Here is a 25854-nt window from a genome sequence, read left to right as displayed (position 1 = left end):
AATGAATATATTCACATTTAATAAGGAAGATGATTTCGTACAGACTGGAGCAAATCTCATTGTTAGTCTATTACAAAGTAATCCGCGGGCAGTTCTCGGTCTCGCTACAGGCAGTTCTCCACTAGGTATCTACGCGCGATTGGCAGACATGTATAAAAGAGGTCTAGTAAGTTTCGCTAAATCGTCTGTTTTTAACCTCGATGAGTATGTGGGCTTAGCTAACGATCACCCGCAAAGCTACAGCACCTTTATGAAGGAACATCTATTTAACCATATTGATATTGACCCGAAACGAACCTTTATACCTAATGCTAGTGCTCATGATTTAGAAGCTGAATGTCAGGCGTATGATCAACTGCTTGAACAGAATGGGCCAGTCGATCTACAACTACTGGGAATCGGTAGCAATGGACATATCGGCTTCAATGAACCAAATGATCATCTCATTGGTGGTACCCAAGTTGTGGATTTACAAGAGGAAACCATTCAAGCCAATGCCCGCTTTTTCACTTCGCTTGACGAAGTACCCAAGCTTGCTGTAACGATGGGCGTAGGTAGCATTATGAAAGCCCGGCAGATTGTCCTCATCGCACGCGGTGTCGAGAAGGCAGAGGCCATTAAGAATGCATTTCAGGGACCGATCACGACGCAATGTCCAGCTTCTTTCCTACAATGCCATTCAAACGTCGTCGTTCTGCTAGATCATGAGGCGGGGAGTCTGCTCACATGAGTGCCAGTGAAGCTGTAGAGAAACTTCTGTGTGGAAAAGTACTGACACCTCAAGGTTTGGTTGAGAATGGCGTTATCGCCATCTCTGGAAATACTATTTCCTATGTTGGTGATAGACAACATCTACCGCAAGCTTATATAGAGTGGGCCACTGTCGTTGATCAACCTGAAGGATTACTCATCCCTGGATTCGTGGATGTCCACGTCCATGGTGGAGCTGGACATGATTTCATGGACAGTACCCGCGAGACCTTGGACGCCATTACGCAATTCCACAGTTCTCAAGGAACGACTACGATGCTCGCTACAACGATGACCGCTCCAAAGGATGATATTGATAACGTCCTGCGGGAAGTGGATGCTTACCGTTCGAACAACATGCCATATGCTCAATTGGCAGGGGTGCATCTGGAAGGCCCCTTCATCAGTCCTCAGTGGCCTGGCGCGCAAAATCCTCAGCATATCGTCCTCCCCAACATAAGTTGGCTCGATGAATGGGAGAAACAGTACCCAGGTCTCATTCGCCAAGTCACACTCGCTCCTGAGCGAGAGGGAGCTCTTGAAGTCATTTCATGGCTGAGAGACAATGGGATTACTGCGGCTCTCGGACATACGGATGCGACCTATGAGCAAGTACTGGCTGCCGTTGATGCAGGTCTCAAGCAAGCTGTTCATGCCTTTAATGCCATGACACCTCTTCATCACCGTAAACCGGGCGTGGCCGGAGCAGTTATGGAGGACTCGCGGATTGCAGCAGAGATTATTGCCGATGGCATTCATGTTCATCCCGCTGTCATATCCATTCTGGCACGGTTGAAGACATCAGCCAATCTCCTGCTCATCACCGATGCCATGTCCGCTGCAGGACTTGGTGACGGAGAGTATACATTAGGTGATCAGCCCGTGAACGTGTCTGCAGGGATCGCTACACTGAAGAATAACAAGGGAGCCCTTGCTGGAAGTACATTGACCATGATCCGTGGTTTTCAATTTCTAATATCAAAGGTCGGCTTATCCCTGCAAGAAGCTTCTCGAGCTGCCAGTCTGAACCCAGCCATTTCACTTGGATTGGAGCAACAGATCGGAACTCTTGAATCCGGCAAGCAAGCCGATATTCTCCTGTTAGATGATAACTTAGACCTTTCCAGTGTATGGGTACAAGGACGAAATATCTTATAAATAACAACAAGAACAACGCAGTAATCCCTACCTTTTGGTATAGGGATTACTGCATTTTTGCGTAGCATGAGGATTAACTCTTCAAAAATTCCTTGAGTATACTAATTATACCTGATATACTTAGTATATCTTATATAGTTATTTCACGAGAGAGTGGTGATTACCATGCAAGTTTGTCCCTATTTCGAATATTCGCTCCAAATACTTGGGCGAAAGTGGAATGGTCTGATTCTGCATTATTTATCCCTTTGTGACAATGGTACGTCTCATTTCACAGAATTGAAACAAAATCTGCCCCATATTACACCCAAGGCTTTATCGTCGAAGCTATCTGAGCTCATCGAATATGAATTAGTTGAGAAGAAGGTCGTAGGAGGGACTCCTGTATCTATCTCTTATCAATTAACAGAAAAAGGACAGCGCCTGATATCTTCACTTCAGCCCATCCAATCATGGGCACAACAATATATGGACTACGATCCCGAAACAAATACATTACAGAAAAGAGGAATCCTTCATGAATAATATGGCGTGTGATCTTACAACAGGTGTGTGTGGCGTAGGTGGGGATGAAGAAATGGAACTCATCGATTTCAATGATCCACAGGAAGTGATTCACCTTTATTATGTTACTGATCCTATATGTTCTCACTGCTGGGCCCTTGAGCCGGTCCTTCAACGGTTTATAACGCAGTATGGTCACTATTTCAATTTCCATACCGTGATGGGTGGATTGCTGGAGAGCTGGAATGGCTTCGCAGACGTACAGAATGGCATTTCCAAACCCTCCGATATCACTGGACACTGGAGAGAAGTTGGCGAACACTCCCGTATGCCGATTGACGGTTCATTGTGGCAGGATAATCCCATTCAATCTTCGTATCCACCATCCCGTGTGTTTAAAGTCATTCAAAAGATGAATGAAGCCAACGCTACTGTCTTTCTACGTCGCGCTAGAGAAGCCGTCTTCGCCTTCAATCAGAATATTGGAGAAGATCGCGTATTGATTGATATTGTCAACCAAATGGGATTGAATGGAGAGCAAATCGTAGAAGAAGCGAACCAAACTAGCTCTCAAGAACTTCTAGAGCAAGACTTTGCGCTAGCTGGTAGACTCGGTGCACGAGGATTCCCAACCATCATTATGGTCAATGAACAGAATAAAGGCGTAAAGATCGTCGGTGCACGATCATTGCAAGACTATGTCAATGGACTGAAGCAAGTTCTCTCTTCCACAGAGGAACTTCAATTAAGACCGCAGCCTACCCTTTCCAAGCTTCTCGTCAAAGAGCATACATTGTTCTCTAAAGAAATTGAGATCATGTATGATCTTGAACAAGCTGAGGTTCAATCTTACATTCAAGCAGAGCTTTCACCTAACGAGTATGTAGAAAAGGAAATCGTGGGTGAATTATATATTCAGGAGAAATAATGAATCCCTAAAGTTAATACGCATATCAAACAGCCTTACTGAGCAAATTCCATCAGTAAGGCTGTTTATTATTCCTAAATACGATTTACTTATATAACACCTTGTCCACATTGTATTTAGCCTTGAGCTCATTAACAATATAGGTTTCATAGATTTCTCTATGAACAGGATCTCCGATAAGACAAACATCAATTTTAGTTACTTCGTCTCTATATGATTTCATCGGTGATGTCGTATCTTCGAAATGTTTCTTTATTCTTGGTCTTAGCTTTCTCGCTTTGCCGACGAACAATAATTCCTCATTGTCGTTGTAGAACATAAAAATCCCCCCCATATCTCTAGGGATCAGGTGAAAATCCGTAAATCCGTAAATATTACTTAGCACTGGAGCAACCTGCTTGTCAATGGTAACGTCCGGTGTTGGTATGGTTATATTAATCACTTTAGCTCACGTCCTCTATCTATCTATATAAGTGTACATTTTATCACAAATCTCAATGTTACACCATTTCAATCCAAATAAAAGTCCGAATTATACATAAAAAAACTCATTTCTCTAAATACAGTATTTCCAAATGTCCCTAGAATGAAGTCATGGATAATAAAGGGGGTTACACAATGGACTCCGATCTTATATTAAGAGTGGAGGGCGTTAGCAAATCTTTCCCTGGGGTGAAGGCTTTGTCTAATGTCAATTTCGGTTTGCGTAGAGGTGAAATACATGCCCTGATGGGTGAGAATGGTGCAGGAAAATCAACCTTGATTAAAGTGTTAACGGGTGTATACAAGAAAGATGCAGGATCCATCACATTGGAAGAACAAGCGATTGAGCCTAAATCACCTTTAGAAGCTCAGAAGCTTGGTCTTAGTACGGTCTATCAGGAAGTGAATCTGTGTCTTAATTTAACGGTTGCGGAAAATATCTTTATCGGCAGACCCCCGAAGAAATGGGGCGTCATCGACTGGAAAGCAATGAATAAACGAAGCGAGGATATTCTAGCTCGCCTTGATCTGTATATTGATGTGACACAACAGCTATCCAGTTATTCCGTTGCCATTCAACAGATGGTTGCCATTGCTCGAGCTGTTGATATTTCCAGTGGTGTATTAATCCTAGATGAACCCACCTCTAGCTTGGACAACTATGAAGTTCAACAATTGTTCGCTGTCATGAACAAGTTAAAAGATGATGGTATGGCGATTTGTTTCGTTTCACATTTCCTGGATCAGATTTATGAAATATCCGACCGTATTACAGTGCTTCGGAATGGTACTTTGGTTGGTGAATATATGACCCATGAGCTGCCACGAACTCAGCTCGTCTCTCATATGATTGGCAGAGAGTGGAACCCTACCGAATTAGAGTCTGTGAAGTCCGTTGAGGCGAAAACAGAAGAAGTATTCTTATCCACTTCTGGTTTAAGCAAGAAAGGCAAAGTAAATCCAATAGATCTCACCATTCATAAAGGTGAAATACTTGGATTGGCCGGTCTTCTCGGATCTGGTCGCACAGAAATTGCCCGTCTCTTATTTGGGATCGATAAGGCAGATCGTGGTGTGTTAACTATTGGTACAGAACATTTCTCTTCGATGTATCCTAAGCAAGCCATTCAGCATGGATTAGGATTTTGCCCTGAGGACCGTAAGGTAGAGGGAATTGCTGGTGAGTTAACCATTCGTGAGAATATTGCATTAGCCATTCAAGCGAAACGCGGCTATTTCCCGATGTTATCCGTTAAACAACAGAAGAAGATTGCCCAAGAATATATCGAAATCTTATCCATAAAAACACCAAGCACAGAGCAGCGAATTGATAATTTGAGCGGTGGTAATCAACAGAAGGTGATATTGGCGCGGTGGCTTGCGACTGAACCGGGACTACTCATTCTGGATGAGCCTACTCGTGGGATTGATGTGAACTCCAAGATGGAAATTCGTAAATTGATTCTACGCTTAGCCGAAAAGGGCATCTCCATTCTAATCATATCCGCAGAACTTGAAGAGATGGTTAGCTGCTGTGATCGCATTATCGTGATGCGGGATCGCTTGAAAATAGGCGAGGTCTCCGGATCAGACATGAATGAAAATAAGATTATGCAGATGATTGCGGAAGGAGCAGCAGTATATGAACACAATGGTGAAATGGGCGCTTAATATGGGTAAACAGAAAATATTTTGGCCACTACTTGCACTAGCAATTCTATTGATATTCAACTTTTTTCAAACGCCAGGATTCTTCGATATCGAAATTAAAAATGGCCATTTATTTGGAAGCATCATTGATATTCTTTTTCGTGCCTCACCGCTGATCATCATTTCGATTGGGATGACCCTCGTCATCGCTTTGGAAGGGATTGATATCTCCGTTGGATCCGTACTTGCTATTACTGGGGCATCGGCCATATTTCTCGTAAATAGCTACCCCATCTGGATTGCTATCCCTGTCGCACTTGGTGTCGGTCTCCTATGTGGACTTTGGAACGGTATGTTAGTAGCCTATTTGAATATCCAACCCATGGTCGCTACTTTAATATTGTTGACAGTCGGTCGCGGTATTGCACAGTTGATAACGAACGGACGGATCTTGATCGTGAGCGATAAAAGTTATGAATTCCTCGGTAAAGGGTATTTGTTTGGATTCCCTTTTGCTATATACATCGCACTTTTTGTGCTTTTACTTGTTTATTTATTAAAAACAAAAACGGCCTTTGGTTTATTCCTAGAATCCACAGGGGCAAATAAGAAGGCAAGTGAATATGCCGGAATCAAACCTCGTACGATTCTGATGATCGCCTATGGCATTGCAGGACTTTGTGCAGGGATTGCAGGAATCATTCTAAGTTCCAATATGGCAAGTGCGGATGCGAATAATGCTGGTTTATGGTGGGAGCTTGATGCCATTCTGGCCGTCGTTATTGGAGGTACCTCGATGCGCGGGGGGAGATTCTACTTGGGGGGAACGCTCGTCGGTGCCCTATTTATTCAAACCTTGACCACTTCCATATACGCCATAGGTGTTCCAGCAGAACGAATTCTACTTGTGAAAGCCTTGGTTGTCATCATCGTTAGTCTGATGCAATCCGACTCCTTCAGACAATTATTCAAAGTTAGAGCGAAGAAGGTGATGGTCGAATGAATATTTTCAAATTACGTAGCAATCAGAACAATATCATTATTACAGCGACAGTCGTCTTACTACTTCTATTATATGGAGCAGGCTCACTCCTCTATACAGGGTTCTTCTCCACTCAGGTTATCTTTAATCTATTTATAGATAATGCCTATCTCATTATTGTCGCTACAGGAATGGCATTCGTCATCATCACAGGAGGCATCGATCTCTCCGTAGCTTCTGTGGTTGCTTTAGTCGGCATGATCTCAGCTTCACTGCTGTCCCAAGGTATGAATCCATTCCTAGTTATCTTCCTAGGTCTTGTGGTGGGTTGTATATTCGGTGCCTGTCAGGGATATTTAATTAGTCGATTCGGACTCCACCCTTGGATTGTAACCTTGGCTGGGATGTTTCTAGGACGAGGTTTATGTTATCTCGTCAGTACAGAGAGCATCGTCATCACGAATAAAGTATATACCCATATTGCAACATACAAGATTTACCTCCTGGGGAAAAATTATATCTCCATCAGTGTTGTCATTGCATTGCTCGTCGTCATTTTAGCGATTTTCATTGGAAAATATACCGAATTTGGACGCAGAATATATGCACTTGGTGGCAGTGAACGATCATCCTTATTAATGGGGTTACCTGTTTTCAAAACAACTATTTTTGTATACATGCTTTGTGGATTCTGTTCAGCACTTGGAGGTATCGTCTTTACGTTCTATACGCGTTCCGGATATGCTCTTTCTCTCATGGGAATGGAGATGGATGCGATAGCAGCATGTGTCATAGGTGGCATCCTTCTAACAGGAGGATTCGGGTACCTGATTGGACCTTTACTAGGTGTATTGTGTGCAGGGACGATCCAAACGATCATTAACTTCGAAGGAACTTTAAACTCTTGGTGGACGAAAATTACGATCGGATTTCTATTGTTTGTCTTTATGGCCTTTCAACGAATCATTGTCATGCGTAAAGAAAGAGATACCTTACCCGAAAAGAAACGTCCGAAAATCACAAAGAATGTCGCTAAATTCTAAATACAACGTATTTTAATATTTGTATATTTAAGGTGTTAAACACGCTACTTGAGGAGGAATAAAGAATGAAGAAAACTAAACGCACATTATTGACTATTTTAATGATGGCACTAGTTGTATCCATTTTCGCAGGATGCGCTAAGAATGATGCAGCTCCAGGGGGAACTACTACAGACACAGCAACAGGAAAAGATCTAGTACTTGGCTTTGCACAAATTGGTATGGAAAGCGGTTGGAGAGGCGCAGAAACGGATTCCATTAAAGAAACGTTCGCACCTGGATCAGGATTCGAATTGAAATTCTCCGATGGTCAACAGAAACAAGAGAATCAAATCAAAGCCATTCGTACCTTTATTGCTCAAAAGGTGGATGCTATTGGTTTAGCACCAATCGTTGAATCTGGATGGGAAACCGTTCTTCAAGAAGCAAAAGATGCTGGAATTCCAGTATTCTTACTAGATCGTGGTATTACAGCAGGAAACGAAGATCTTTACACATCATTCATCGGTTCTGACTTCATTGCCGAAGGTGAAAATGTGGCCAAATGGCTGATCAATGAAGTCGGTACGGGTAAAACAGCCAATATCGTTGAATTAGAAGGAACGGTTGGAGCTAGTGCGGCCAATGATCGTAAAAAGGGCTTTGATGATGCGATCAAAGCAGAACCTGGCTTTAAAATCACCAAATCACAAACAGCTGAATTTACACTTGCTAAGGGTAAAGAAGTTATGGAGTCTTTCTTGAAAGCAGACAAAACGATCGATGTTGTTTATGCACATAACGATGATATGGCTCTCGGTGCTATCCAAGCGATCGAAGAAGCAGGTCTTAAACCGGGAACAGACATCTTGGTTCTATCTATTGATGGCGTCAAGGGTGCATTCGAAGCTATCAAAGAAGGTAAATTGAATGTTACACAAGAATGTAACCCACTTCTCGGGCCTCAGCTTAAACAAGCCATTCTAGATGTCAAAGCTGGTAAAGCATTAGATAAATGGATCAAATCCGATGAAGATATCTATTTCGGTCAAAAGGCTATCGATGCATTACCTGACCGTAAATACTAAAATTTCATGAAACAATAGAAAAGTTTAATAAGCATAAGTAGCGGAAGAGCTCATAACTCTTCCGCGATTTTGTTAATTCTAGTATCATAGGCTATATAATGGCGAGTTCAAAAAATCAGGTTTTCAGCACCGAGAAGATTGAATAGGCCTCTTGCTATACTTCGTGATCAAAAGATGACTTTTTGAACTACCTCTATATTCAGAATGGGTGCGAAATGTGAGATGATATCCAATTGATAGCCAATAAAAGCCTACGTTTCAAGCTACTCCTCAACTTTGTCGTGATCATTGTGTTGTCTATTCTTACACTCAGTATCGTCGGAAGCACCATGTATAAGAAGTCGATCGAAGAAGAAACGAATATGTATACGATACAGATGATGAATCAGGCCAAAAATAATATCCAAGTTTCTTTAAAGGAAATGGATAATATTATGTATTACTTATCACAAGAACAATCACTCATTGACTTTTTACTGGATGATTCCGGTCATTCCACAGTTCTTACAAGTAAGGTTAAACAAGCGATCGCTCTTTTTGAAACGAAACATACAGAAATATCAGGTATTCTAGCTGTCAGCAATTATAACGAATTTGTCAGCAATAAAATCCGACCTATTACGAGAGATCCGCTCTCCATGGAAAAATGGTTTACACAAGCGACTCAACAATCAGATACCATTCATTTAATCAGTCATCCCATTGGACGCAATATTAAAGTCGATCAGAACTTAAGCGCAGATCAAGTGCTCTCATTTGTTAAAGCGGTAAAGGACCCGATAAATGGAAGCGTTCTCGGAGTCGTCCTGATAGATATGAAACTAGATTATATTCAGAAGATTATTGAATCCGTATCGCTTGGAAAAAGTGGGTTTATCTATATCGCAGATCAACTGGGGGAAGTTGTATACTCACCGGTCAATCCGATTGTTTACCGAATTAAAGGTGAAAAACTGGATGCCGATTCCGGCAACCTGGTCCGTTCGATTGAAGGCCATAAATATCAGATGATGTATAACACATTCCAAGATATTAATTGGCGCATTGTCGGAGTATTCCCGCTCGATGAATCGTTAAAGGTAGTCACAGATTTACAATTTTATACGATCCTGATTGCACTCATCACATTACTCTTTGCTTTTATAGCATCATGGTATTTCACCAATTCTATCGTCCGACCTGTTGGTAAGCTTCAGAGTCTAATGAAGAAAGTAGAGGTTGGAGAATTAGACCTTCGTTTCCACAGTGAAACAACAGATGAAATCGGTCAGTTAGGTAACAGTTTCAATAACATGATGGAAGAGATCGAAAATTTAATTAATCAAGTTTATATGGAACAACGCGAGAAACGGGAAGCAGAATTGAAAATATTACAAGCTCAAATCAAGCCTCACTTCCTCTATAACACCTTGGATACAATTCAGTGGATGGCTCAAGATCGCGATGCTACCGATATCGTTGAAATCGTAGGCGCATTAACGACTCTATTCCGAATCAGTCTTAATAAAGGAAAGGAAATTATCAAGCTCGAAGAAGAAGTGGAGCATATTGAAAGCTACTTATTCATCCAGATGGCCAGATACGAAGATAAGTTAAGCTATGAGATTAACGTCCCCAAGGAGCTCTTACAATCCAATGTACTTAAGATCATTCTTCAGCCTTTGATCGAAAATGCAATCTATCATGGCATTAAGACGAAATTAGGGACTGGACATATTTGTGTCGGTGCTAGTCAGGAAGACCATAAGCTCGTGTTATATGTAGAAGATGATGGAATGGGCATACCCCCTAAACGTTTAGCGGAAATCAACCATTATTTGCACATGGAGCAACATGACGGACAGGAACGAGGTTACGGGTTGTTCAATGTGAATGAGCGGATCAAGCTCTCTCATGGTTCTTCATATGGATTAAAAGTAACGAGTGTTCAAGGAGAAGGAACGAGAATAGAAATTCGTTTACCATTCATAAACAGCTGACTGGGGGGGAAGACATGTGGAAGTTATTGATCGCAGATGATGAACCGAAGATACGCAGAGGCTTAATGAAGATACTACCTTGGAATGACCTGAACATCGATATCGTTGGTGAAGCAGAAAATGGAATCATTGCGCTTGAGCTCGCTAAAAAACTCCAACCAGACATCCTGTTTGTGGATGTTTGTATGCCCTTTCTCGATGGTCTTGAATTCATTGCCCAGCTTCAAGGTGTTCTTGACCGTTGTGTAATCATTGTCATATCAGGTCATGATGAATTTAATTATGCTCAAAAGGCAATCAAGCTGAATGTCTTTGAATATTTACTTAAGCCTGTGATGAAGAACAAACTACTACCCGTTGTCGAAAACGCCATCCAAGCCTTAGAAGAAGCTCACCAGAATAATGAACGGAACAACTGGGTGGACTCGCAATTAAATACCAACTCTATCGTTATACGCGATACATTCCTATTAAAGTGGATCGGCGGGTTATTGTCCGAAGAAGAAATTACCCTGAATCTGGCCTTCTTTAACCTAAACTTCACGAACCCCATTGGGATGGTCGTATTCCGAGTCATTCAGAGTTTGGATACAGGCAAATCAAGTCGAACATGGAACCGAGATCTTCTGGAGTTCGCTGTGAAGAACGTTGCGGAAGATACCCTCCGGAACGAATCCTTTAATATCCTATTTAAGGATCAGAACGGCTTCATTGTCATTATGAGTTCCATTGAGAATGATTCAGACTGGCAGAGTCTTACTGGCAAGATCCAAAATAAGATCGAACTTCTTTTTGAAAAAATCATCATTCATGAACAGAGAAAGATTGAGGGGAGTCTAACCCAAGCTAGTACAGTCTACAACGAGCTAGTTACTGAGGTTAACACCAAAGGTAGCTTATCCCCGATTGTTATTCTAACTAAAAAAATGATGGATCATAATTATCATAATCCGAATCTTTCGTTGAAAGAAGTTTCTGATCGTGTTCAAGTGAGTCCAACCTACTTAAGTAAACAGTTAAAGAAAGAACTCGGTGTATCTTTTATCGATTATTTAGCGGAATTGAGAATTAAGAAAGCGATGCAACTTATGAATGACCCTTCGGCCAAAATTTATGAGATTGCAGAAATGGTCGGTTATAGCAGCCAACATTATTTCAGCAATGCATTTAAGAAGATTACGGGAGTATCACCTTTATTGTTCAAGAAAGGAATACGTCAATGAAAGCGAAATACATTCTTCTTATGTTCATTTGTATCCTTGTTCTTCTTTCATTTAGGGACACTACTCCTACCAAAAAGGCAGATGATCAGGTTAAATATCTAATTGGCGTCTCACAACCAAATTTAAGTGATCCATGGCAAGTCGTGATGAATGATGAAATCAGTCAAGAAGTGAAAGACCATACGGATATGAAGGTCATCTTTACCGATGCAGCCACAAGCAGTCAACAACAGATAAGTGATGTGAAAAAGCTGATTGGATACGGAGTGGATCTTCTTATTATTTCATTGGATGATCCCATCGCCCTAACATCTACAGTTAGCGAAGTGTACGGTAAAATTCCAGTCATTGTACTTGGGCGTGGCGTAACGGACTATGACTATACGCTGTATATCGGTACAGATAATGAAATGATTGGTCAGAAAGCTGGCCAGTTCGCTTTGGAGTCCCTTGGCTTGAAGGGTGGGCATATTGTTGAAATTCAAGGACTTAGAGGCTCGCCTAGCGTAATTGAGCGGAGTTTAGGCTTTCGTGAAGCGATCGCTTCACAACCGAATATTCAAATCATTCAATCCATTAATGCCGATTGGCAAAGGGATAAAGCTGAGGATCTTTTGGTAGATTTCTTAAAAGACAATCGGAAGATCGATATGATCTTTGCCCATAATGAAGCGATGGCCCTCGGAGCTATACGAGCATTGAAGAGTACGAATCTACCTGCAGTCGATATTATAGGTATTGATGGCGTAAATAGCACCAACAGTAGCCTAAAGCTAGTCTCAGAGAATAATGTGACTGGCATGTTTACAAGTCCTACCGGGGGTACTGAGGCTATCCAATATGCCATTGATATTCTCAATAAAGAAAAGGGCATTCCTAAAAAAATTATTCTCCGAAGTCAAAGAATTACGTTAAATAAACAAGGTATCCAAGAAAAACCTAAAGAATCTAACAGAAAAGAAGTGGCACTGAATCGAAAAATAAAACTTGGATTTGCGCAAGTTGGCTCAGAGAGTGGCTGGAGGATAGCGAATACCAAATCTGTACTCTCTGCTGCTGCAGATGCTGGAATTGAACTTATCTATGAGAATGCGGAGCAATCACAAGAGAAACAAATCGAAATCATTCGTCGATTTATCGAGATGAAAGTAGATGTCATCGCCTTTAGCCCCAAGACGGAGATCGGTTGGGAGGAAGTTCTCCAAGAAGCAAGACACGCAGGAATCCCCGTGATTCTCTCCGATCGGGAAGTTAAGGTGATCGATGACACCTTGTGGACTACCTATATGGGATCTGATTTCATGGAAGAAGGACGACGTGCCGCACGGTGGTTAGTGAATGAAACGAAGGATCAGAATCGAACCTACAATATCGTAGAAATACAAGGAACAGAAACTTCAGCCCCAGCCATTGGACGTAAAAAGGGCTTTGAGCAAGTCATACGTGATAATAACGATTATATGATGTTGGAATCATTTATCGGAGATTTCACTTTCCAAAATGGCAAGGACTTAATGGCAGAAGCTTTGAATAAGTATGGGGGCAACATCCATGTTGTTTATTCTCACAACGATGATATGGCCCTTGGAGCAATAGAGGCTATTGAGGATTATGGTTTGAAACCCGGAAAAGATATTATTATGATTTCCGTTGATGCGACTGCCCAAGCCTTTAAAGCTATGAGTACTGGCAAGCTTAACTGTGCTGTGGAATGTAATCCCCTGTTGGGTCCTCAGATTATGAAAGCTGTGAAGGACTTAATGGAAGGCAAAGAACCGCCCATGAAAATCCTAACATCAGAAGGTGTATTCACACAGGAAATGGCGAAAATAGAAATGTCTTCTCGAGAATATTAAGTCTGTAGAGTCGAGAAATAATAAGAGCGCGAGCACCCTAGAACTTCTAGGACGATCGCACTCTTTCATTATCCTTTAATACCCGAACTAGATATCCCTTCAATGTATTGTTTCTGGAACATGAAGAAGAAGATTAGGATCGGCAAAGTGGATAGAACAACCCCTGCCATAATCAGCGGTGTATTCTCAAACACAGCATCCTTCACACTGTTTAAACCAACTACCAGTACATACATCTTAGGTGTATTAGCCAATGTACTTGGAATCAGGTAACTATTCCATGTTCCTGCAAAAGCCAAAATGGACATAGTGATCAATGGCGAGCGAGCTAATGGATACACAATCTTCCAGAATGATCCCATCTTGGACATGCCGTCCATCCGAGCTGCTTCCATAAACTCATTCGGAACGGTAACGAAAAATTGTCTGAGCATGAATATATATAAGCTTTGATACAGAAACGGGATGGTTAACGCCTTAAATGAGTTTAACCAACCCAGCTCAGCCATGTTTACATAGACGGGAATCAAGATCATATGGTAAGGGACCATCATCGTTGCAAGCACGATCCAGAAGATGACCTTCTTCCCTCTGAAATTTAACTTGGCAAGAGCGAAGGCTACTAATGGATTAACAATTAAGTTACCGATAATGACAACACCCGTCATGATGGTCGTATTGAAGAGCCATCTTGGGACGTTATATGCGTCATTCGTAAAATACATAATGTAATTATCAAAAGACCAATTTGAAATGCTAACCCATTTGTTGACGTCTCTCATAGGTACGAATGACGTATATAACGTATATAGGAACGGAAGGATGAACATAAGCCCTAACACAATGATAAAAGTGTAATTTATAAATAAAGCTAGTTTCTTCTTTTCCATCACCGAATTCACCCCTTATCGTCCAATAATTTTTTTTGCAAGAAGGTAATGAGCATGATGATGAAGAAAAACAGAACAACAGCTGCGCTTCCATACCCGATATTCATGTAACGGATACCATGTTGATAGAAGTATGTGACCACTGTACTTGTTGCCCCAGCAGGTGAACCAAGCGCCCCATATCTGGAGATTGCGGCAATCTGGTCATAAATTTGAAAGCCAAGAATGGTAGAGACGGAAATGACAAAAAAGGATATAGGTTTAATATATGGAACCGTAATATAACGGAATTTATCCCATTTCGATGCACCATCAATACCTGCGGCTTCGTATAAATCTGCCGGGACTTCTTGAAGTGCGGATAAGTACACAATCATGCTAAAGCCTGCTTGTTGGAATATAAACAGAATTGCTACGAAGATAAGAGCATAACTTGTGTCCGCGTACCAGGTTACATCTCCAAAACCAAAAGCAGCAAAGAAGTTAGTAACAAATGTCCCTTTTTTAAATAACATCATAAACACAGTTGTCACAGCAATTTGCGACGTGATATACGGGATGAAGAAGATCGTTCTAAATATGCCTTTCCCTTTCATCTTCTGGTTGACAAGCACAGCCATCAAGAGCCCTAGAATCGTTTGGATTGGCACAGCAATGATAACAATTTCCAATGAATGAAGGACTGCCTTAAAGAATTCAGAATCCTGTAATATTTGCGTATAATTCTGCAATCCAATGAAACTAGCCTTATCCATTGCCGCAAAGTTCATATCTTGAAAACTGCGAATAAAGGATTGAATAAACGGATAGAAAAACCACCAAGACCACAATATTAAAAAAGGCAGGGTAAAAAGCCATCCCACCATGTTGTCCGAATCGGCAAAAGTACGAAACCAAGGTTCCCTCTTCTGATGATATGCATGTAAAGACTCGCTTTTATTCCCGGAATCAGACATGATATATCCCTCCTATATTCCCTATAAGTTATTAAATTCGATGTGATACAACGATTTCCGCCTCGTTAGGAGACGGAAATCGCTGCGAACCTTATTTATTATTTGAACTGTTCTTGCACTTTATCGAGAATTTCTTGAGCTGACTTGTTACCTCCACCAAGAATGGTATCCTCTAGTTGTTTAACCAATTCATCAATGAATTTCTTAGTTTCGAGTGGATACCCAAAATCTGTACTGTACTCAATGGCTGGTTTAACTGCATCGAATTCAGGATTCTCTTCGAAGAATTTGGATGACAAAGATTTAAGAGATGGGTTATTACCTACTTTCACAAATTCGCCTAATACTTTTTCACCTGTTAAGAAAGATGCTGCTTGAAGCGTTTCAACTTTGTTCTTAGCATCTTTGAGAATGACATATCCATCAGAGTGCATTGTACTGTTATGAGTCGTTCCTTCAGGAACAGGGAATGCAACATACTTCAAATCAGGATTGGCATCTTTCAAGTAACCTTTATACCAATAACCACCTGTAGTCATAACTGCCTTATTATTAGCGAACACTTCGCCGTCCCATCCGTAACCAAGCGATTTCGGTGTAACCGCGGATCCATCCTTATACATATCCAGAATTTTCTGAACACCCTTTACGTTTTCTGGGGAGTTGATCGTCGTACCCTTGCCCCAACCACCACCATAACTTTTCACATAGTTCGTAATATGAAAGGCATCAATGTTGATTACAATACCATGTACATCTTTTGTTGTTAGCTGTTTAGCAGCAGCTTGAACTTCATCCCATGTCTTCGGATATTCACCAAGTCCAGCTTCCTTCCACATCCCTTCATTAATTAGGAACATGGCCGGCATCGTACTAATCGGTAGTGCGTATTGTTTGCCGTCTACCTTCCAAATATCAACGCCACTATACAGTGATAGGTCAACGCCAGCAGGTTCAATCAATTCATCTAGTGGGTCGAACAAACCTTTATCTATATATTCAAATGCGCCTTCGTTACTAAGCTTGATTAAATCCGGTGCAACTCCAGCCGCGATTTCACCTGGAAGTGTGTTCCAGAAATCATCACTACTTGGATATTGCTTAATTTCAAGTTTAATATTTGGGTTTTCTACTGTGATGTCTTTCGCCGCTTGTTGGTAGATGCCCAAATCTTGAGCAGTTCCCCAGAACCCTAGAGAAACGGTAACTGGCTTCTTACTCGTGCCACCTGCTTGATCTGTCGTTGCGGCTTCCTTTTTACCACATCCGACTAACACGGTCGTTAAGAGAAATATTGCAATCAGTACGATTGAAATTCTTTTTTTCATTTTTTAATCCCCCTGTGAACGAAGTTTCTTGCTATTCATAATGTTACCGCTTACAGAACGGAAGAGAAATTAATATAATGATCATTTGTTTATTGTTTTCGCCCTTTATACAAGATCAATCTCGTGGCTGTTTCAACTTCTTTATCGTTATTGTTATTTGTTAATCAAATTAGCTATTTTCTTTGCGGAACTCCTTCGGGGACATACCCACATATTTATTAAATACAATGGCAAAATGGACATGACTGTTAAACCCCACCATTTCCGCGATTTCATAAATTTTATATCGATAGTCTTTTAACATGTCCTTTGCCTTCTCGATTCGTATTTCATTCATATAGTCAAACAGTCCTCTACCGACTTCCTGACTAAATAGCCTGCTAATATAATTAGAACTCACATGGAAATGATGACTTAACATCTTCAGGGAGATATCTTGCGTATAGTTCTCTTCAACATACTTCAAGATGTTGCGGACGATCTGACTATATTTCTTGTGATTCGCCAAAGAACCTTTGTTCCATTTCTCATCAAAGAAAGGGCGGTATACGTCTTTTAAAGTTGTGAAATCTTCCGTCTCCGCTGCCTTGTTTCGATATTCGTTATATTCCTCCCCATTCTCCATCATGAACAGGATGAAATCATAAATTTTGTGGACATCTTGCTCACTCATGCATTCTTCTTCTTGTAAAAATTGCTCCCATGCAACCAAATTCGTCATGAATTGCTCACGGTTGTTCTCTCTTAGTCCCATCTTCATCTCTTTGATATACGTGGTCACTTGTTCCAGCACTTGTTCACCTGCATGATGTTCGTGATGATAGTGGAAAATGAACAGGTCGGGGCGATAGAACTTTTGAGATAGCGCTTGTTTGGCTTGTGTAAAAGCTCTATTAGATTCCATAAAGGAACTGAATACATCGCTTGTCCCGAATACCGTGTCGATATTCACAAAACGTTTCAAAGAAGAATGGATAAGCTGGATCAGATCATTCACATAAGAAAGAGTCGCCTGTTCGCTCTTGGAACGAATGTTACTAGTTACGAGAGCGAACAAGTTTTTATCAATTTGCGTAAATTCAGCTTCCTTTTCTTTGGCCAGCAACTCCGATAAAATATTGGTTATCGAATTCGGCAGTAAAGTGACATTATCATGGGTATATCGGTTGGATACTTGGACGTAGTTCTTGATGGAGAAAACAATAACATGCAAATTCCCTTCATTCAGCTTGGTCTGATGGGCGTTCTCCGTTTTCCCGTGGAGCATGTTTCTTAGCGCATCTCCTTTTCCGAATCCCCTTTCGATCGGCATCTCCCGTTGTGGTTCAAGTAGACTTTGCATCTTCTTTAATACGTCTAAGACATCATTCACATTCATGGTCGGCTTATGAAAATAGTCCACAGCTCCTAATTGCATCGCCTTTTTCACGAACACGAAGTCATCAAAGCTACTAAGAATGATGCATTTCGCTTCAATCCCTTTCGCCTTCATATCCTGAAGCACTTCAATCCCGTCTCTTTTGGGCATTTTAATGTCTAACAGAATAACATCCGGTTTGTGCTCGATCATGAGTCGAATCGCTTCTTCACCATCTGCTGCTTCTCCCACAATTTCCATTCCATGTGCTTCCCATGGGATGGCGGATTTAATTCCAATTCTAACTAGTGGCTCATCATCGACAATTAGTATTCTCATTCTTTATCACCTATTTGGTCATTTTTTAGGATAGGAACGATAATCTTAGCTGTTGTCCCCATATTTTCTTTGCTTTCAATCCACAATCCATATCCTTCTCCATAATAAAGTTCAATACGTCTTCGTACATTTTTAATGCCAATCGAATTCAAATGGTCTGACGTTTCTGCGAACTCAAGCGTATCTTGCTCCTGCATTGACATCCCCCTACCGTTATCCGACACCAACACAACGACGTTATCTGCCTGCTGATAAATGTGTATCAATAGCTTCCCTTTGTAATCAACACCATCGAAGCCGTGGAAGACGGCGTTCTCCACCAAGGGCTGTATAAGAAACTTTAATGTTCGATATTGGAGTATACTGTGTTCGATGTCGTATGACACCTCAAATTTATTCAGATAGCGAAAATCTAAAATACGGGTGTAGCTTGTAATAAAGTCTACTTCTTCCTGGAAAGTTGTATACTCACTTTCTGTTTTGGCCGTAAATTTAATGACAGAAGAGAAATCAGTTAACGCTTCTTCAATACCTGTTGATCCTTGAATTTTGGCCATCCATTTAATCACGTTGATCGTGTTATATATAAAATGGGGTTTGATCTGTGATTGCAGTGCTAATGATTCTAATCTCCGCTTTTCCGTTTCTTCCTCATAGATTCTCTGAATCAATCGACGAATATCTTCTAGCATATGATCAATGGTAATGCTTATTTTGCCCACTTCTCCGTGCTGAATATCAATCACGACATCCATATCCCCTTGTGATACTCGTTTCATCTTATGTTGCAATATGGCTAATGGCTTGGTGACACTCGTCGCAATCACAACCGATGTAACGATAGCTAATACAAGCAATACCAGAAGCGCAATAATAATCGTTTCTATCATCACATCAAGTACACGAAACAACTCGTTCTTAGGGATGACCGTAACAGCCTTCCAATTCGTGACCTTAGACGACGAGGTGATGATGTAATTAGAGCTCTTTTTCGTCTCTTCTAGTATATCCTCTGAAGATTTCCCGATTTGAGAACTGTCTTGGCTGTAGATCACATGTTCACTTTCATCAATTAAATAAAATTTAGTATTTTCAGTGAAATGCGTATTACTCCATACCTTCTTTAGCTTATCTATTCCAACGTTAATAAGAATAACCCCGAGATTATCATATGTATTCGGGTCAATGATCGCACGCCCGATCGAAACAACCATTTGGTCATTCGACGTCATAAGCCGCTCAGGATGTATTCCAATAACGGTTTCTATCCCCTTTTTCTGCATAATTTCTTGTATGTAAGGTTCCTTCATGAATTCATTTTCGAAATAGGTGTAGTTAATCAAATCTGTATTACTTCTTCCGATAATCAAATGGTTATGAGCTTGATAAATGACAACAGATTCTATTAAATCTGTATTTAGGAGCATACTGTTTTTGATAATCTGATTGACGGCATTAAAGTCTTGACTAATTTCGAGTTTCGGATAGGTTACAGCCGAATAATCCTTTCTCAGAATTTGAAGAAGCTTTTTATCTTGTAAAGGATACATGGACAACCTCATTAAGGGATTCAGCGAAGTATCAATGTTATTAATAATTTGCCTATTGTTCTCCTCGGTTGCGTCTAGAATCATCTCTTTGTTGGAGTTGAAATATAACCAAGATAATGTTCCTCCAATAATAAAGAAAGAAGTAATGATAAAGCAGGAAAAGGAGATGATCAGTTTATTTCTAAGGCTCAAGTTCAATAAGGTTTGCTTGAATCTTGTCATTGGAATCATTCCTTTCTCTAGTATGATAACCAGTAACCTAATCCGGATTAAGAGACAGATACCTTCAGGCTGTTCTTGCGGAATTGTTTGGGAGTCTCTCCGGTAAATTGTTTGAATAGATGGGAATAATAACTTTGATTGCAGAATTTACATAAGAAAGCGATTTCAGAAATAGAGATATGCGTATGAATAAGAAAATGTTTAGATTCCTCAATTCTCTTCTGATTGATGAAGGTCGTCATAGCGATTCCGGTTTCCTTCTTGAAACGATCAGATAGGTAGCTCGGATGTACTTGAATATGCTGGGCAATCTGCTTCAATGTTAGATCTTCTGAAATATGCTCGTTAATATAGTAAATAGCCGAGGTCACAATATGACTATAATTTAAGATTTGCGTTGTCCTCTTGACCATCGCGATGAATTGCAGGAGCATCTCGTCCTCAAAGGATATTAACTGCTGGATATCATCTATTTTTTCAATTTCTAGAATAAATGCATCGCTTAATTGAAATGCTGTCTCTGGATCAACCTTGCCTTTGATGATGGCTCGAGTGAATAGTGTACAGGAAGCAATCAGAGCGTTCTTCTTCGATCTTAGCGGATGGGCTGCCAGTGTTGCACCTTCCATTTCGTTAATCTTAGACATCATCACTAGCGCCTTAGCTTCATTACCGAACCGAATAGCTTCAAGGAGTTCTTGTTCGTCATCGAATTTCGGATGTACAAAGCTTTGTTCAAGATATTGTAATCGAGACATTACGAAGTACTGTTGCGCACTCGAAGGGATAATTGGATTCATGTCAAATCACCTACACTTAAATTTTTTGATAAAGATCTAGACTTATTAATATAAGTTTAGGTCTTCTTACTCTAAAATTCAATTCAAATGATGCACGAAGGGGGAATTAATGATGACTTGGAATATTTCGAATCATGCCTTGTCCGCAGAGTCACTTTTAAATTCGGAAAGTATCTTTGCTCTTGGCAATGGTTACTTAGGAGTAAGAGGTAACTTTGAAGAGGGTTACACAGAAGAGATGGATAGCATTCGTGGCACCTATTTGAATGCTTTTCACGATGTCATTAGTATACCTTACGGAGAGAAGCTACATGGTTTTCCGAGCACACAGCAGAAGCTTGTAAATGGGATTGATTCACAGGGCATTCGTGTGTATATCGGGGAGGGAGAAGAGTTATTCAGCTTATTTGAAGGTAAGGTTCTCTCCTATGAACGTTATCTTCATTTGGATAAGGGCTATGCTCAGCGAGACATTCATTGGCAGTCTCCTTCTGGGAAAGAAATTAAGATTTCCTTCCGCAGACTAATTTCTTTTGAATATCGAGAGTTGTTCGCTATTGATATTGTTATTGAAGCCGTTAACTTCACAGGACCAGTCAAGCTCGTCTCTACCGTAAACGGAGATGTGCGGAACTACACAGCAGTAAACGACCCTCGTGTAGCATCTGGACATGCCAAGCTGCTAACAGTAAAGGAATGTGGCATACAAGAACATTATGCCTATGTCATGAGTGAGACGACAGAGTCCGATCTACAAATGGCTTGTGTTACCCGACACCAATATGGTGGCAATCCGCGAGTTCAAATGAATAACAACGCAACCACAGCGGAATGTACCTATATATTCTCACTTGAACAACCGGTTCACTTCACGAAATGGAACGTATATACCGATACATTGCGACATGGGGAAAGCCCGATCGCCCAAGGGTTTGAAATTCAAGATGGACTCCAAGGCAAGAGCTTTGAAGATCTGGTCGTTCTGCAACAAGGGTATATGGATCAATTCTGGAAATCATCCGATATCATCATCGAGAATGACACTTCCTTGCAAGAGGGTATCCGTTTCAACGTATTTCAACTTCTGCAATCTGCGGGTCGGGACCCTTACAGCAATATATCTGCCAAAGGGTTAACGGGAGAAGGATACGAGGGGCATTACTTCTGGGATACGGAAATTTATATGTTCCCTGTCTTCTTAATGACACAGCCTGACATGGCGAAGCAATTGCTCGTCTATCGACATTCCACGCTGGAACAAGCACGCGATCGCGCGCGCGAAATGGGTCATGCCGCAGGGGCATTATTCCCATGGCGGACCATTTCCGGTACAGAGTGTTCCTCTTTCTTCCCATCCGGCACAGCTCAGTATCATATTAGTGCGGATATTGCCTACAGCTATGCCCAGTATTACTTGGCAGTAGAGGACCCTAGCTTCTTGATGCAGTATGGTGCTGAAGTATTGTTTGAAACGGCTCGTCTATGGATCGAGATCGGACATCATTATCAAGGTGCATTTCATATCGATGAAGTCACTGGTCCTGATGAATACACCTGCTGTGTAAATAACAACTACTATACCAACGCGATGGCACAGAACAACTTGAAATGGGCCGCAAGAAGCTTTGAAATCCTTAAAGCCTATGATGAATCAGGATTGATGGCACTTTGCGATCGCCTTGGTGTAAGTGTGGAAGAAGTAGAAGGTTGGCAGCAAGCTTCGGATGCCATGTGTCTGCCTTATGATGAGGAGTTGGGCATTAACCCACAGGACGATACATTTTTACGGAAAAAGTTGTGGGATTTCGAAAATACACCAAAGGAAAAGTATCCATTGTTATTGAACTATCACCCTTTGACGATTTACCGTCATCAAGTTTGTAAGCAAGCGGATACGGTTTTGGCACATTTCTTGCTTGAAGATGCACAAGATGTAGAAACCATTCGCCGTTCCTACGATTATTACGAAGGAATTACAACGCATGATTCGTCCCTATCGTCTTGTATTTTCAGCATTATGGCTTCTAAAGTCGGGTACGCAGACAAAGCGTATAATTATTTCACCGAAACAGCGCGTCTCGACCTAGATAATACCCATGGCAATACAAAAGATGGTCTACATCTAGCTAATATGGGCGGGACTTGGATGGCGATCGTATACGGTTTTGCAGGGGTAAGACTTAAAGAGTCGGGGCTATCATTAACACCAACGATCCCAACCAGTTGGGATCGGTATGCATTCCGTATTCGTTACCGTGGACGTCTCATTCAGTTCCAAATCCATACAGGAGGTTTCCAAATCGAACTCCTTGAAGGGGAAGAACTACAGATTCAAGTATATGGTGAACAAGTGAGTTTAGCGCTTCATCAGTCTGTTGAGCAATCGCTCTTATAATGATTCGCTACCATCACAATAAGAAGCAACAACAGAAGCCATCGCTTTTGCACAAATAATAAGACTTTTTTCATTGATTTCGAATTTAGGGTGATGATGCGGGTATGCTTCTCCTGATTCCGGCATCGCACCTACATAGAAGAAACACCCGGGTACTTGTTGAAGGTAGTAAGCAAAGTCTTCTGATGGCGGTTGTGGAGCTGTCTCCAGTACAGCTTCCACCTCTGGAATAGCAGCTTCTACTAAAGCTTGATGCACATGTTCTGTCACTTCAGGATCATTATATAGAACAGGATAGTCATTAGCATATTCGAGAACGGTTGTTACACCAAATGATTTCTCTAATCCTTCTGTAAAGGCACGAACTTGAGATTCGACGATGTCTCGTGTTTCATTAGACATCGTTCGAACATCTCCCTCAAGCGTTACAGCATCTTTGATCACATTAAATGTACCATTACCATCAAAACTACCAATGGTAATGGAAGCTGTATCGAATGGGTTGATCCGACGGCTAACAATCGTTTGCAAATTCATAACGAATGAACTCGCTGCAACAATGGCATCATTCGCCATATGAGGTGATGAACCATGTCCACCTTTACCTTGAACACGTAATTTAAAGTATGATCTTCCTGTCTGAGTGTTCCCGCTTCTGTAATAAATATGTCCTGTTTGCATCGTAGACATGACATGGATCCCGATGATAGCCTCTACGCCATCTAACACACCCGCTTTAATCATTCCGAGTGCGCCACCTGGAGGTGCTTCTTCCGCTGGTTGATGAATGACTCTAATCGTACCTTTCAACTGCTCTTTCATCTCCGCTAATGTCTCTGCTAATACCAACATATAGGCCGTATGCCCATCATGTCCACAAGCGTGCATGACACCTTCGTTTTTTGACGCAAACGGTAAGCCGGTTTCTTCCTTGATAGGCAATGCGTCGAAATCCGCACGAATAGCGATCATTTTTCCTGGCTTAGTACCTTTAATGGTTACAACGACCCCGCGTTGGCCACCGAAGTTCGTTTCCACGGAATCCACCGGTACTCCTTTATAAAAATCGGCGATATAGGCAGCCGTTTGATCTTCATGGAAAGAAAGCTCCGGATGCTCATGAAGATGTCGGCGAATCTCGATCATACGGTCCTTTTTGGCATCTAACTTCTCCATTAAATCATTCAATAACATCTGATGACCCCCTTAATTTATTTCATAATAACTACAAACCACTTGAGCTACTGACTTTGCAGCAACAAGTAGAGCGTCTTCATCAATATCAAATTTCGGATGGTGATTGAAATAGGCTTCTTTAACTCCTTTTGGTTTACAACCAATGACAAAGAAACAACCTGGGACCTTTTCTAAATAGTAAGCAAAGTCCTCTGAGCCAGAGAGCATTGGATATTCACTAACTTCATGGATATCTGGATCATTCATGCTCTCAAGACTTGCCACGACTTCTGCAGTCACTTTTGGATCATTTTTTAATGGCGGATAATCGGCTGTATACGTTAGTTCGCATTTCACACCAAATTCAACTTCAATTCCTTTTGCAATGCGATGAACTTCTTTGTCAATCAACTCTTGAATCTCAACTGTCATATAACGAACATCACCTTCAAGCTCTACACTATCTTTAATAACGTTGAAAGATCCTTTTCCATCAAAAGAACCAATGGTAATCACGCCAACATCAAAAGGATTCAAGCGACGACTAATGACCGTCTGAACGGCGGTTACAAAATGAGAAGCCGCCACAATCGCATCGTTAGACAAATGAGGAGAAGATCCATGACCCCCTACACCTTGAACCACTAATTTGAAATATGTTCTGCCCGCAAACGCATAACCGCTACGGTATCCTATGTAACCCGCTGGATGTGTCGGGAATAAGTGAATCCCATAAACAGTATCTAAGTCATCAAGCAAGCCAGACTCCATCATGCTTTTTGCACCACCCGGAGGCATTTCTTCCCCATTTTGGTGAATAATTTTGATTGTACCCGGAATAGAATCCTTTAATTGAATTAAACAATCTGCTAACACTAACATGTAAGCTGTATGGCCGTCATGTCCACACGCATGCATGACTCCCTTATTTTTTGATTTAAAAGGAACATCTGTTTCTTCATGAATTGGAAGTGCATCAAAATCTGCTCGCAATCCGACTGTCTTTCCTGAGTTTCCACCTTTAATCGTTACGATAATCCCGTATCCATTTCCAACATTCGTTTGAACTTCTACATCTTTTCCTTTATAGAAATCGGCAATATATTGAGCCGTCTTGTCTTCTTTAAAAGATAGTTCTGGGTTTTTATGTAAATGTCGACGAATTTGAACCATTTCATCTTTTCGTTCTTCCAACATTTTGATTAATCGACTTCTCAA

At 41.1% G+C, this 25854-nt stretch carries 21 protein-coding genes; 12 read left to right on the top strand and 9 right to left on the bottom strand.

Features of this window, described 5'->3' with window-relative positions; all coding sequences use genetic code 11:
• The first annotated feature begins 1 nt into the window (after position 1).
• From nagB to ACP8HI_RS23855, 4 genes are all read left to right on the top strand, one after another.
• Positions 2 to 730: a glucosamine-6-phosphate deaminase gene (gene nagB, locus ACP8HI_RS23870; protein ID WP_438348598.1), complete on the top strand. Its 729-nt coding sequence runs from the start codon at positions 2 to 4 to the stop codon at positions 728 to 730.
• Entirely contained in the window at positions 727 to 1908 is a 1182-nt protein-coding gene (gene nagA / locus ACP8HI_RS23865) for an N-acetylglucosamine-6-phosphate deacetylase (protein WP_438348597.1), read from the top strand. Before nagB ends, nagA begins: the two co-directional genes overlap by 4 nt.
• Positions 1909 to 2073: 165 nt before the next feature.
• Positions 2074 to 2433, top strand: coding sequence for a winged helix-turn-helix transcriptional regulator (locus ACP8HI_RS23860; protein ID WP_438351968.1), 360 nt, complete (start codon positions 2074 to 2076; stop codon positions 2431 to 2433).
• Positions 2426 to 3340, top strand: coding sequence for a DsbA family protein (locus tag ACP8HI_RS23855; protein ID WP_438348596.1), 915 nt, complete (start codon positions 2426 to 2428; stop codon positions 3338 to 3340). The genes ACP8HI_RS23860 and ACP8HI_RS23855 overlap by 8 nt, the downstream gene beginning before the upstream one ends.
• Positions 3341 to 3425: 85 nt before the next feature.
• Here the strand turns inward: ACP8HI_RS23855 and ACP8HI_RS23850 are convergent, their stop codons facing one another.
• Positions 3426 to 3782, bottom strand: a complete 357-nt coding sequence (locus tag ACP8HI_RS23850; RefSeq protein ID WP_438348595.1) for a nucleotide excision repair endonuclease — start codon at positions 3780 to 3782, stop codon at positions 3426 to 3428.
• Positions 3783 to 3958: 176 nt separating this feature from the next.
• Between ACP8HI_RS23850 and ACP8HI_RS23845 the strand changes: the two genes are divergently transcribed.
• From ACP8HI_RS23845 to ACP8HI_RS23815, 7 genes are all read left to right on the top strand, one after another.
• Positions 3959 to 5494, top strand: coding sequence for a sugar ABC transporter ATP-binding protein (locus ACP8HI_RS23845; protein ID WP_438348594.1), 1536 nt, complete (start codon positions 3959 to 3961; stop codon positions 5492 to 5494).
• On the top strand, positions 5466 to 6476 hold the full coding sequence (locus tag ACP8HI_RS23840; RefSeq protein ID WP_438348593.1) for an ABC transporter permease: 1011 nt from the start codon (positions 5466 to 5468) through the stop codon (positions 6474 to 6476). Before ACP8HI_RS23845 ends, ACP8HI_RS23840 begins: the two co-directional genes overlap by 29 nt.
• Positions 6473 to 7498 carry a galactofuranose ABC transporter, permease protein YjfF gene (gene yjfF / locus ACP8HI_RS23835; RefSeq protein ID WP_438348592.1) on the top strand — a complete coding sequence of 342 codons (1026 nt, stop codon included), beginning with the start codon at positions 6473 to 6475 and terminating at the stop codon, positions 7496 to 7498. Before ACP8HI_RS23840 ends, yjfF begins: the two co-directional genes overlap by 4 nt.
• Positions 7499 to 7563: 65 nt before the next feature.
• Positions 7564 to 8565, top strand: a complete 1002-nt coding sequence (locus ACP8HI_RS23830; protein ID WP_438348591.1) for an ABC transporter substrate-binding protein — start codon at positions 7564 to 7566, stop codon at positions 8563 to 8565.
• Positions 8566 to 8798: 233 nt separating this feature from the next.
• Entirely contained in the window at positions 8799 to 10544 is a 1746-nt protein-coding gene (locus tag ACP8HI_RS23825; protein WP_438348590.1) for a cache domain-containing sensor histidine kinase, read from the top strand.
• 14 nt (positions 10545 to 10558) lie between these two features.
• Positions 10559 to 11767 (top strand): response regulator transcription factor, encoded by a 1209-nt coding sequence (locus ACP8HI_RS23820; RefSeq protein ID WP_438348589.1) that lies wholly within the window; start codon positions 10559 to 10561, stop codon positions 11765 to 11767.
• Positions 11764 to 13623 carry a substrate-binding domain-containing protein gene (locus tag ACP8HI_RS23815; protein WP_438348588.1) on the top strand — a complete coding sequence of 620 codons (1860 nt, stop codon included), beginning with the start codon at positions 11764 to 11766 and terminating at the stop codon, positions 13621 to 13623. Before ACP8HI_RS23820 ends, ACP8HI_RS23815 begins: the two co-directional genes overlap by 4 nt.
• Before the next feature lie 68 nt (positions 13624 to 13691).
• On the opposite strand, the gene ACP8HI_RS23810 is transcribed toward ACP8HI_RS23815, so the two are convergent.
• The 6 genes from ACP8HI_RS23810 to ACP8HI_RS23785 all read right to left on the bottom strand — a co-directional run bounded on the left by ACP8HI_RS23810 (position 13692) and on the right by ACP8HI_RS23785 (position 21065).
• Positions 13692 to 14513: a carbohydrate ABC transporter permease gene (locus ACP8HI_RS23810; RefSeq protein ID WP_438348587.1), complete on the bottom strand. Its 822-nt coding sequence runs from the start codon at positions 14511 to 14513 to the stop codon at positions 13692 to 13694.
• Positions 14514 to 14521: 8 nt separating this feature from the next.
• A complete protein-coding gene (locus ACP8HI_RS23805; protein WP_438348586.1) occupies positions 14522 to 15469 on the bottom strand; it encodes a carbohydrate ABC transporter permease in 948 nt (315 codons plus the stop codon).
• A gap of 98 nt (positions 15470 to 15567) precedes the next feature.
• Positions 15568 to 16797 carry an ABC transporter substrate-binding protein gene (locus ACP8HI_RS23800; protein WP_438348585.1) on the bottom strand — a complete coding sequence of 410 codons (1230 nt, stop codon included), beginning with the start codon at positions 16795 to 16797 and terminating at the stop codon, positions 15568 to 15570.
• Positions 16798 to 16966: 169 nt separating this feature from the next.
• A complete protein-coding gene (locus ACP8HI_RS23795) occupies positions 16967 to 18493 on the bottom strand; it encodes a response regulator transcription factor (protein ID WP_438348584.1) in 1527 nt (508 codons plus the stop codon).
• Positions 18490 to 20265: a sensor histidine kinase gene (locus ACP8HI_RS23790; protein WP_438348583.1), complete on the bottom strand. Its 1776-nt coding sequence runs from the start codon at positions 20263 to 20265 to the stop codon at positions 18490 to 18492. Before ACP8HI_RS23790 ends, ACP8HI_RS23795 begins: the two co-directional genes overlap by 4 nt.
• Positions 20266 to 20312: 47 nt before the next feature.
• On the bottom strand, positions 20313 to 21065 hold the full coding sequence (locus ACP8HI_RS23785; RefSeq protein ID WP_438348582.1) for an AraC family transcriptional regulator: 753 nt from the start codon (positions 21063 to 21065) through the stop codon (positions 20313 to 20315).
• Positions 21066 to 21177: 112 nt separating this feature from the next.
• On the opposite strand from ACP8HI_RS23785, the gene ACP8HI_RS23780 reads away from it, so the two are divergent.
• Positions 21178 to 23460, top strand: a complete 2283-nt coding sequence (locus ACP8HI_RS23780) for a glycoside hydrolase family 65 protein (protein ID WP_438351967.1) — start codon at positions 21178 to 21180, stop codon at positions 23458 to 23460.
• Here the strand turns inward: ACP8HI_RS23780 and ACP8HI_RS23775 are convergent.
• Both ACP8HI_RS23775 and ACP8HI_RS23770 read right to left on the bottom strand, forming a co-directional pair.
• A complete protein-coding gene (locus ACP8HI_RS23775; RefSeq protein WP_438348581.1) occupies positions 23455 to 24654 on the bottom strand; it encodes a M20 family metallopeptidase in 1200 nt (399 codons plus the stop codon). The genes ACP8HI_RS23780 and ACP8HI_RS23775 overlap by 6 nt on opposite strands.
• 12 nt (positions 24655 to 24666) lie before the next feature.
• Positions 24667 to 25833, bottom strand: coding sequence for an amidohydrolase (locus ACP8HI_RS23770; RefSeq protein WP_438351966.1), 1167 nt, complete (start codon positions 25831 to 25833; stop codon positions 24667 to 24669).
• Positions 25834 to 25854 lie beyond the last annotated feature (21 nt).

This window comes from Paenibacillus sp. FA6 (genome assembly GCF_051550225.1).
In the GTDB taxonomy this organism is placed as follows: domain Bacteria; phylum Bacillota; class Bacilli; order Paenibacillales; family Paenibacillaceae; genus Paenibacillus_AQ.
This window is presented reverse-complemented; position numbering and strand designations above follow the sequence as displayed.